Genomic DNA, 9,836 nt, shown 5'->3' on the forward strand with positions numbered 1-9,836 from the left:
CCGGTCGGGACGATCCGGTCACGCGTCGCCAGGGCGCGTGAGGACCTCGTCACCGCCATCCGGGACGACAGCACGGGCCGCCGCGTCTCCTAGGTCCTGTCCCGTGACTCTCATCGAACGGACTCACGGGACAGGACCTAGCTTGAGTTTTAACCTCTGAGCGGCTGGGCGTGACCCTGGTTGATCATGAGTGAAGCCCTTGGTCGATTCTTCTTCTTGCGACAGACGAAGATCGAGACCAAGGGCTTCAATTGATCAGTGTGCACCATGGCCGTGGCACGGGTGCGTCCGGGGAGTTGTCCGGGTTGCGGCAGGAGTTCTACCGGTGCTTGCCCCGGCGGGCGGATGCGTTGTTCGAACTGACCGACGCGATCTTGTGCGCGGACGGGCCGGTGCGGTCGGTGGCGGAGTTGTCGCTGGCCGGTGAGCATCGCCGTGGTCATGGCAGCGGCTACGCGGCACTGGCGCGGGGCCGGGTGGATGCCAGCCGGTTACGCACCGCGCTGACCGCGGTGTCGCTGCCGCGGGCGGCGGATGGGCGGCTGGTGCTGGCGGTGGACGTGACCTGCTGGCTTCGTCCGGAAGCACACACCTGTCCGCAGCGGATCCTGTGTCACACCTACGGCAGGGGCAAGGACCAGCACATGATGGTGCCGGGCTGGCCCTACTCGGTCGTGGTGGCGCTGGAAGCGGGGCGGGGTTCGTGGACAGCGCCGCTGGACGCGGTCCGGCTCGCTCCCGGCGACGTCGCCGCGGACGTGACCGCCCGCCAGATCCGTGACGTGGTGGGCCGGCTGACCGCGGCCGGGCACTGGAAGCCGGGGGATCCGGAGATCCTGCTGGTCGCCGACGCCGGCTACGACGGCCCGCGCCTGGCCCACGTCCTGGCCGACCTGCCGGTCACCGTGCTGGTCCGGATGCGCTCGGACCGGGTCCTGCGCCGCCCGGTCCCGCCGCAGCCGCCGGGCACGATGGGCAGGCCTCGGCGCCACGGCGGCGAGTTCGCCTTCGGCGACCCGAACACTTGGGGCACACCGGATATCACCATCGAGACCACGACCCGGCTCTACGGCCCGGCACTGATCCGGGCCTGGGACCGGCTGCACCCCAGGTTGACCCACCGCATCGCCTGGGCTTCACACGACGGCGCCCTGCCCATACTCGACGGCACCGTGATCCGCCTTGAAGTCGAGTGCCTGCCGTCCGGCGCGATCCCGAAACCCGTGTGGCTCTGGCATTCCCGCACCGGGCTCGATCAGCACGAGGTGGACATCGCCTGGCAGGCGTTCCTGCGCCGCTTCGACATCGAGCACACCTTCCGCATGCTCAAACAAACCCTCGGCTGGACCACCCCGAAACTGCGCTCACCCGAAGCCGCGGACCGCTGGACCTGGCTGCTGATCACCGCCTGCACCCAGCTCCGCCTCGCCCGCGACCTCACCGAAGACCTCCGCCGGCCCTGGGAGAAACCCCGCCCGCTCCAGCGACTGAGCCCGGCTCGGGTCCGGCGAGGGTTTCGGAACCTACGTCCACAACTCGCTTGCCCAGCCCGTGTCCCGAAACCCTCACGGCCCGGTCCCGGACGGCCCGCCGGAACTCCCAACCACCAGCCCGCCACACGCCACGACGTCCACACCGTCACCAGCACCAACACACAGAAACCCAAGCACCGCGAGAAGACCCAGTCGAGCGACCCACGACCCCGCCGAACAGGTTAAAACTCAAGCTAGCGGGTCGCGCGGGTTTCGAGGTACATGCAGATCAGCTTGGCCGCGACACCCGCGGAGCCGACGATGAACGCCTGGTCGGGGCCGAGCGTGACGGCGATGGCCCACAGCAGCAGGGCGATGAGCACGAGGATGACCGTCGTCTGCACGCCCTGCGGCCAGTGCGCGGGGTGGACCAGCCACCGGATCGGCTCCCGCGGAACCTCCACGTCACCCGCTCTATCGGGTGAACGCTCCGCCCTGACCGTCATCGTGCTCCCTCGCCGCAATTTCTCCTGGTGACCCCATTCTTCCGAGTTGATCTTCTACGCAGGGTCACTCGACCTGGTCTTGCGGTGAGCGTTGCGTGAGCGTCGGCGAACGGCAGACGAACGGTCATCCGCGTGATCGGTCGCCGGTCCGTCACCCTCCGCTTACAGATTGAGGCCAAGGTCGCAACTCTGCGTGCCACCTGTTCGAGTGAATGGTCGACGCTCCGTGACGGTTGGGCCGATCGGCGCAGCGCCGTTTCTGTCAGACCTCTCGGATAACGTCAGGTGAAGAGAGCGGTACGAGGGGAGAAAGCGTTGCCGGACAACAACGTCAGCGTCACCGCACTGTCGTTCACCGAGTACGTCATGAGCGGTCAGCGTGGACGCATCAACATCGTGTCGGAACAGCGGGGGATGTACCTGACCTCCGATCCCAAGGTCTGCGGCTTCTACAACCCGATCCGCGACGCCCTGCGCCGAGCGGTCAACTCGACCGAACCCGAGCTGGAGCTCAAGAAGGCGATCATGAACGCCAACCGCACTGGCCAGCCGCGGGCGTTCGAGGAGATCGCGGACGGCTTCCTGCCCTGGCTGGCGTCGTTCAAGGCGACCGGCGTCCCGGTGGAGCCCGCCACCTACCGCGCGGGCGAGCTCACCCTGAAGGTCCGGCCGCACCTGGGCCTGCGCAAGAAGGACGGCAGCACCTACGCCGTGCTCGTCCACCCCAAGGAGGCGCCGCTGACCAGGGAGGCGGCCAACGTCGCGCTGCGCATCCTGCAGCACACCATCGCGGACACGCTGCCGGGCGCCACGCCGATGGTCCTCGACGTGCGGCGCGGCAAGGCGTACCAGATGCCGGCGCGGACCAACCTCGGGAAGCTGGACGTGCTGATCGCCGCGGAGGCGATGGGCTACGTGACGCACTGGAAGCTGTCCGGCCTGTTCGAGGCCGTGCAGGTCGGATAAGCCAGCGGACGACGCGGCCCGTCTGGGGGGTCGGGCCGTGTCGTCGGCACCGAACGAGGGGGAACGTTGTCGCGGAGCGCCGCACTGCTCGCGTTGCTGAAGTGGGAGCAGAAGCGCGAGCCGGAACTGTCGTGGGCCGACGCCGAGGAGTACGTGGGGTTTGCGTTCCCCGGCGACTACAAGGACCTGATGTCGGCGGTCGGCAGCGGCGTCTTCGACCACGCCGTCGAGGTGACGTCACCGGTCGAGGACGAGGACTCGCTCGACGACTTCTTCAGCGAAATCCACGAGTCCCGCGAGCTCGACGGCCTGGTCCCGTGGGGCAGGGCCGGGCAGTGCACCCTGTTCTGGCGCACCGACGGCGAGCCGGACGAGTGGACGATCACCTTGTGCGACGCCGAGTTCTCCGAACGGGAGAGCTATGACGGGCCGGTGACGGCGTTCCTGCACGACCTGCTCACCGGTGCGTTCACCACCCGGCTCTTCGAGTTCACGCCGGGACGCGATCCCGGTTTCTGGCCTCGCTAACAGGTCTGGAGCATCGCGGCGAGCGCGTCGTGCTCCGCCTGGTCCGCGGTCAGCTTGTAGGTGATCTTCACCGAGATCCAGTGCTGCGCGTACGTGCACCAGTAGGCCTGGACCGGCGGCTTCCACTTCGCCGGGTCCTGGTCGCCCTTGCCGCGGTTGGTCTTCGCGGTCACGGCGATGAGCTGGATGCCGCCGAGGTCGTTGGCGAACGCCTTGCGCTGGTCGTCGGTCCACTTGTCCGCGCCGGACCGCCACGCCTCTGCCAGCGGCACCGTGTGGTCGATGTCGACCTCGCCCGCGTCCTTGATCACCACGTTGTCGTAGGGGCTGTTCCAGGTCCCCGAGGTCGCCTTGCAGTCCTTGTCCGACTTCACGTCGGCGCCCTGGCGCTGCAGCACGATCTCCCTGGTGTCGCAGGAGTTGCCCTGCGAGGCCCAGTGCGGGAACCGGTCGCGGCTGTAGCCGGTCATCTTGCCCTCGGGCGCGATCTGCACCGCGCCGAGGTCGGACGAACCGGCGGGAGCGGTCCCCGTCGGCACGGGCGTCGACGGCGGGTTCTCCTTGCCGGACTGGTATTCCGACAGGTACCAGCCGAGTGCCACGAGCAGCACGAAGACCACCAGTGACGTCACCGCCGCGCGATTCATGCGCCCATGATCGACCATCCGGGTCACGGACCGGTCACCCGGTCCGTGATCCGCGTGTCGAACCGGTGACGGTTACCGGGGCAGCGAGGTCAGGTAACCGCCCATGTTCCTGAAGTACTCGTGCGCCTTCAGCTCGGTGCCGTCGGCCGTGCGAACCTTCTTGACCAGCAACGCCTTGCTGCGACCGCGGCGCGCCTCCGCCCCCGCGACGACCGCCACGCCGTCGCCCTCGCGGTAGAAGATCCGGCCGGGGGTGCCGCCGTAGACCTCGGAGGAGACGTCCGCCTCGATGATCTCCAGGCGCTGACCGCGGTGGAAGCAGAACGCGCTGGGGTACGGCGCGCATTGCGCCCGCACCAGGCGGTCGAGCTCCTCCGCGGTCCACGTGAAGTCGATGCGCAGGTCCTCTTCGGCGCGTTTGTGGAAGAACGAGGCCTGCGACCGGTCCTGCTTGGTGAAGTCCGTGCGGCCGGAGGCGATCTCGACGAGGCCGTCGACCGTGATCGGGCCGAAGAGCTCCAGCGTCTTCTCGAACAGGACCGCGGTCGTGTCGCGCGGGCCGACCGGGACGGAACGCTGGAGCACGATGTCGCCGGCGTCGAGCGTGTCGTCCATCATGTGGGCCGTCACACCGACTTCCTTCTCGTCGTTGAGAAGGGCCCAGATCAACGGCGAGAAGCCCGCGTACTTGGGCAGCAGCGAGTCGTGCACGTTCAACGTGCCGTGCCTGGGCAGCGCGAAGACCTGCGGCGGGATCCACGTCCGCCAGTTGCAGGCGACGATCACGTCCGGGTCGGCGGCCTTGAGCCGGTCGAGCAGCTCCTGGTCCTCCGGGCGTTCGCGGACGACGACCTCGACGCCGTTCTCGCGGGCGAGGTCCTCGACCGAGTCGCTCCAGACCTTCTCGTACGCACCTTCACCCCTGGGGTGGGTGACCACCAGGACGACCTCGTGCTCGGACGCCAAAAGTGCCTGCAGGGTGCGATGACCCCAGGTCTGGAACCCGAACATGACGACCCTCATGGGGGTGCCCTCCTTCACCTCGGTGCGATACGGTCAGGCTAACCTAACTGAGAGCTTGCGAAGGAAGCTTAGGCTTCCCTAAGTTATGACCTCATGCATCCGATCTACGACATCGTCGGTATCGGGTTCGGTCCCTCGAACCTGGCGCTCGCCATCGCACTGACCGAGCACAACGACCAGGCCGAAACCCCTGTCACCGCGGTGTTCCTGGAACGGCAGCAGACGTTCGGCTGGCATCGGGGCATGCTGCTCGACGACGCCACCATGCAGGTGTCGTTCCTCAAGGACCTGGTCACGATGAGGAACCCGACCAGCGGTTTCTCGTTCCTGTGCTACCTGCGCGACCGCGGCCGGCTCGTCGACTTCGTCAACCACAAGAACCTGTTCCCGCTGCGCGTCGAGTTCCACGACTACTTCGAGTGGGCCGCGGCGCAGGTCGACGACCTCGTCTCCTACGGCACGGAAGCCGTTGGCGTGGAAGCGATCCAAGACGACCTGTTCGAGGTGACCACGGCCACCGGTGACGTGTACCACGCCCGCAACCTGGTGTTCGCGACCGGACTGCGCCCCACCGTCCCCGAGGGCGTCGCGCTGTCGGACCGCGTGTGGCACAACAGCCAGTTCCTGCACCGGATCGGTGAGCTGACGAACCCGAGGCGGTGCGTCGTGGTGGGCGCCGGCCAGAGCGCCGCGGAGGCCGTGGCGCACCTGCACCGCGAGTTCCCCGGCGCCGAGGTGTGCTCGGTGTTCTCCCGCTACGGCTACAGCCCCGCCGACGACAGCTCGTTCGCGAACCGGATCTTCGACCCCGAGGCCGTCGACCACTACTACGACGCCCCGGCCGCGGTGAAGCAGCGGCTGATGTCCTACCACCGCAACACGAACTACTCGGTCGTCGACGTCGACCTCATCGCGCAGCTCTACCGCACCACCTACCGGGAGAAGGTGCTGGGCACCGAGCGGCTGAGGATGATGAACATGACCCGGCTCGTCGCCGTCGAGGAGTCCGCGGAGGGCGCCCGCGCGGTGATCCAGTCGCTCGTCACCGGTGAGCAGGAGTACCTCGACACCGACCTCGTGCTGCTCGCCACGGGCTACGACGAGGCCGCGCCGTTCCTCGGTTCGCTCGATGCGGCCTGCGCACGCGACGAGGCCGGCCGTCTGGTCGTGGGTCGCGACTACCGCCTGCAGACGACGTTGCGCGGCGGCATCTACCTGCAGGGCGGCACCGAGCACTCGCACGGCATCACGTCGTCGCTGCTGTCCAACGTCGCGATCCGTTCGGGTGAAATCCTCGAGTCCGTGCTGACCCACTCGCCCGTCCCGGTGCTCGCGACGGCGTGATACTCGCCGGGTGGAACTCGACCTGAAGCTGACGGGCTGCCGGGCCCTCACGATGGACCCGGCACGTCCCTCCGCGCACACGATCGGCATCTGGCAGGGCCGGTTCGCCGGGCTGGACGAGCAGGTCGAGGGCCTGCCGGCCACCGAGACCGTCGACCTCGGCGGCGCCGTGGTGCTGCCCGGTTTCATCGACGCGCACACGCACCTGGCGTGGAACGGCCGGCGCGGCCGCACCATCGACGTGACCGGGGTGACCACGGTCGCCGGGGTGCTCGAACGCCTCGCGAACGCCCCCGGCGAGGGCTGGATCGAGGCGTCCGGCTACGACCGGCGGATCATGGACCGGCCGCTCACCGCCGCCGACCTCGACCCCGTCACCGGCGACCGCCCGTTCTACCTCGCCGACCTCTCCGGGCACGCCTGCGTGGTGAACTCCGCGGTGCTCCGGCAGCTCCCCGGCATCACGAGCGACGGCTGGCTCACCGAGAACGAGCAGCTGGCCGCGCGGACGTTGCGGCTGCCGTACTCGCTCGACGAGATCGTCGGCGAGCTGCGCGAGAGCGCCCGCCAGGTGCTCGCCGAGGGCGTGACGATGTGCGCGGAGGCGGGCATCGGCGCCGGGCTCATCGCGAGCAGCCCGCTGGAGGCCGCCGCCTACCAGCGGGCGCGGCTGCCGATCCGCGTGCAGCTCATGGTGTCCGCGCACGTCCTGCACCCGGTCGCCGCCGAACCGGCCGACGGCATCGCGCGGGCGATCGACCTCGGCCTGCACACCGGGTTCGGCGACGACAGGCTCTCGCTCGGCGCGCTCAAGCTGTGGACCGACGGCGGCATGATCGCGCGCACGGCCGCGCTGACCGAGCCCTACGCCGGCACGGACAACGCAGGCCAGTTCGCCGACACCGAGGAGCTCATGCGGGCGGCGGTCGTGGACGGCCACCACGCCGGTTGGCAGCTCGCGATCCACGCGATCGGCGACCGCGCGATCGACTTCGCGCTCGACGCCGTGGCCGAGGCCCAGCGCCAACGCCCCCGCGCCGACGCCAGGCACCGCATCGAGCACTGCGGCCTGGTGCGCCCCGACCAGCTCGGCCGGATCGCCGAGCTGGGGGTGGTGCCGGTCGTCCAGCCGACGTTCCTCTGGGCCTACGGCGATGACTACAGCGAGATCATGGGCGCGGAACGGGCGCCGTGGATGTACCGCGGCCGGTCGTTCCTCGACCACGGCATCACCGTCGCGGGCAGCTCGGACCGGCCGGTCGCGGATGGGGCGCCGTTGCGCGCCATCGAGTTCATGGTGCGGCGGCGCTCATCAGGCGGCCGCGCGGTGGGCCCGGACGAGGCGATCACCGTCGAGGAGGCGATCCGCGCGCACACGCTCGGCAGCGCCTACGCGTGCCGCAAGGAGGACGTGCTGGGCAGCATCACGCCGGGCAAGCTCGCCGACCTCGTGGTGCTGGGCGACGACCCGCGCACGAGCGACGCGATCGCGGACGTCCCGGTGCTCGCGACGATGGTCGGCGGGAACCTGATGCCGCAGCGCTGACCGCCTACTGGAGGTGGAACGTGGCGGCCAGCGTGGTGAGCCGGTCGGTGATGTCGGCGTGGACGTTCGTGCGGCGCACCCAGTTCTGGCACCCGCCGGCCGCCGACGGCGCCGTGCCCAGCGGCGACACCGCGTCCGTGACGCCGTACTCCAGCCGGTAGGCGAGCACGGCGATCGCCGACTCCAGCCAGAACGAGGGGTCCGGTGTGGGGATCTCCCCCAGCCCCACCCGGAACCACACGGGCATGCGCGCGTACTGCGAAAGCGCCGCCGAGATGCGTCGCGCGGCCGCGTCCCTGATCTCGCCGCGGGCCTTGTCGCCTTCGAGCACGGCCTCGGTGCGCCACTCCTCGGTGGCCGCGTCCTCGTCGGCCGCCAGCCGTTCGGCCGCCCGCTGCGCGCTCGCCTCGTTGGCGTTGATCAACCACTCCATCTGCCGCACCTCGTGCGACAGCGCGTCCCGCTCGAACCGGGGCACCCGCCCACCGTCCAACTTGGACCGCGCGTCGTCGCGGCGGGCCTTGAGGCCGTCGAACTCGAGCACCTCCTGCCTGATCTCGACGCGCGCCGGGTCGGCCAGGATCTCCTGCTCGGCGTCCCACGCCCGCCGCAACGCCTCGACCAGCGGCGCGACGTCCCCCGCCACCGCGTCGAGGTCGGCCGGCGGCCCGTCCCCGGCCCCGGACAACCGCCGCTCCAGCACGGTGAGCCGGGCCGTGACGCGCTCCAGCTCGGCCGAGAGCTGACCGACGTGGCTGATCAACGTGGCGACCTGCGGCTCGACGACGTCCAGCCGTTCCTTCTCCGTGGGCACCCGACCAGCGAACCGGACACTGAGGACCGGCAAAAGCGGGTAACCAGCCATTGCACGCATTAGAGGCCGGGTTCCGCCCGGCAGTGGCAAGCCCCCTCACGCACCGTCACAACAGTGGGTGAACCCGGACAAAACGAGGTATGAATAGGAAATGGCGACCTCCGTTACTGAGACCGAACGCAAGTACGAGGCCCCATCGGACGCGAGTCTGCCGGACCTCACCGAGATCACCGGCGTGGCGACGGGCCCGGAAGAGTTCGACCTCGAAGCCACCTACTTCGACACGGACGACTACCGCCTCGCCCGTGCCGGCGTGACGCTGCGCCGCAGGGTCGGCGGCGAGGACGAGGGCTGGCACCTCAAGCTCCCGAAGAGCGAGGACAGCCGCCAGGAGGTCCGCGTCCCCCTGGGCCGAGCGGTGAAGACCCCGCCCAAGGACCTGAGCTCGCTGGTCAGGGCCCACACGAGGGGCCAGTCCCTGACCCCGGTGGCCGAGATCAGGACCAACCGCCGCCGCTGGCAGCTGACCAACGGCACCGGCGACCTGCTGGCCGAGGTCGTCGACGACGTCGTGACCGCCCAGACCATGGGCAGCTCGACCACCACCACGTCGTGGCGCGAGATCGAGGTGGAACTGGGCGAGGGCGGCACCCGCAAGCTCCTCGACACCGTGGAACGCCACCTGGGCGAAGCGGGCATCACCCCGTCGTCCTCGAAGTCCAAGCTCTCCCAGGTGATCGGCGTGAAACGAGACGCCGTCCCCACCGTCACGAAGAAGTCGACGGCAGGCGAGGTGGTCCTCGCCTACCTCCACGAACAACGAGCAGCGCTGCAGAACCAGGACCCCCGAGTCCGCACGAACGAACACGACGCGGTCCACCAGATGCGAGTGGCGACCCGCCGCATGCGCTCGGCCCTCCAGGCCTACGGCAAGATCATCGACCGCGAAGCAACCCGAGCCCTGACAGACGAACTGAAGTGGCTCGCCGC

At 69.4% G+C, this 9,836-nt stretch carries 10 protein-coding genes; 6 read left to right on the top strand and 4 right to left on the bottom strand.

Going from position 1 to position 9,836, the window contains the following annotated elements; genetic code table 11:
• Positions 1-260: 260 nt before the first annotated feature.
• Positions 261-1,718 carry an NF041680 family putative transposase gene (locus VF330_RS23960; RefSeq protein WP_330853909.1) on the top strand — a complete coding sequence of 486 codons (1,458 nt, stop codon included), beginning with the start codon at positions 261-263 and terminating at the stop codon, positions 1,716-1,718.
• Between the two features lie 8 nt (positions 1,719-1,726).
• On the opposite strand, the gene VF330_RS23965 is transcribed toward VF330_RS23960, so the two are convergent.
• Positions 1,727-1,936, bottom strand: a complete 210-nt coding sequence (locus VF330_RS23965; RefSeq protein ID WP_330853910.1) for a hypothetical protein — start codon at positions 1,934-1,936, stop codon at positions 1,727-1,729.
• A 357-nt stretch (positions 1,937-2,293) separates the two neighbouring features.
• Between VF330_RS23965 and VF330_RS23970 the strand changes: the two genes are divergently transcribed.
• Positions 2,294-2,944 (top strand): hypothetical protein, encoded by a 651-nt coding sequence (locus VF330_RS23970; RefSeq protein WP_330853911.1) that lies wholly within the window; start codon positions 2,294-2,296, stop codon positions 2,942-2,944.
• A gap of 66 nt (positions 2,945-3,010) precedes the next feature.
• A complete protein-coding gene (locus VF330_RS23975; protein WP_330853912.1) occupies positions 3,011-3,472 on the top strand; it encodes an SMI1/KNR4 family protein in 462 nt (153 codons plus the stop codon).
• Here the strand turns inward: VF330_RS23975 and VF330_RS23980 are convergent.
• Complete coding sequence (locus VF330_RS23980; protein ID WP_330853913.1) at positions 3,469-4,119, bottom strand: HNH endonuclease family protein; 651 nt, start codon at positions 4,117-4,119, stop codon at positions 3,469-3,471. The two genes, VF330_RS23975 and VF330_RS23980, sit on opposite strands and share 4 nt — an antisense overlap.
• Before the next feature lie 72 nt (positions 4,120-4,191).
• A complete protein-coding gene (locus tag VF330_RS23985; protein ID WP_330853914.1) occupies positions 4,192-5,142 on the bottom strand; it encodes a methionyl-tRNA formyltransferase in 951 nt (316 codons plus the stop codon).
• A gap of 93 nt (positions 5,143-5,235) precedes the next feature.
• Between VF330_RS23985 and VF330_RS23990 the strand changes: the two genes are divergently transcribed.
• Positions 5,236-6,486 (top strand): lysine N(6)-hydroxylase/L-ornithine N(5)-oxygenase family protein, encoded by a 1,251-nt coding sequence (locus tag VF330_RS23990; protein ID WP_330853915.1) that lies wholly within the window; start codon positions 5,236-5,238, stop codon positions 6,484-6,486.
• 10 nt (positions 6,487-6,496) lie between these two features.
• Positions 6,497-8,032 (top strand): amidohydrolase, encoded by a 1,536-nt coding sequence (locus VF330_RS23995; RefSeq protein WP_330853916.1) that lies wholly within the window; start codon positions 6,497-6,499, stop codon positions 8,030-8,032.
• A 4-nt stretch (positions 8,033-8,036) separates the two neighbouring features.
• Here the strand turns inward: VF330_RS23995 and VF330_RS24000 are convergent, their stop codons facing one another.
• Entirely contained in the window at positions 8,037-8,846 is an 810-nt protein-coding gene (locus VF330_RS24000) for a hypothetical protein (protein ID WP_330853917.1), read from the bottom strand.
• A 151-nt stretch (positions 8,847-8,997) separates the two neighbouring features.
• Here VF330_RS24000 and VF330_RS24005 point away from each other — a divergent pair.
• Positions 8,998-9,836, top strand: an 839-nt coding sequence (locus VF330_RS24005; RefSeq protein ID WP_330853918.1) for a CHAD domain-containing protein, incomplete at its 3' end; no start/stop codon positions are given.

Source organism: Lentzea sp. (assembly GCF_036380075.1).
Classification (GTDB): domain Bacteria; phylum Actinomycetota; class Actinomycetes; order Mycobacteriales; family Pseudonocardiaceae; genus Lentzea.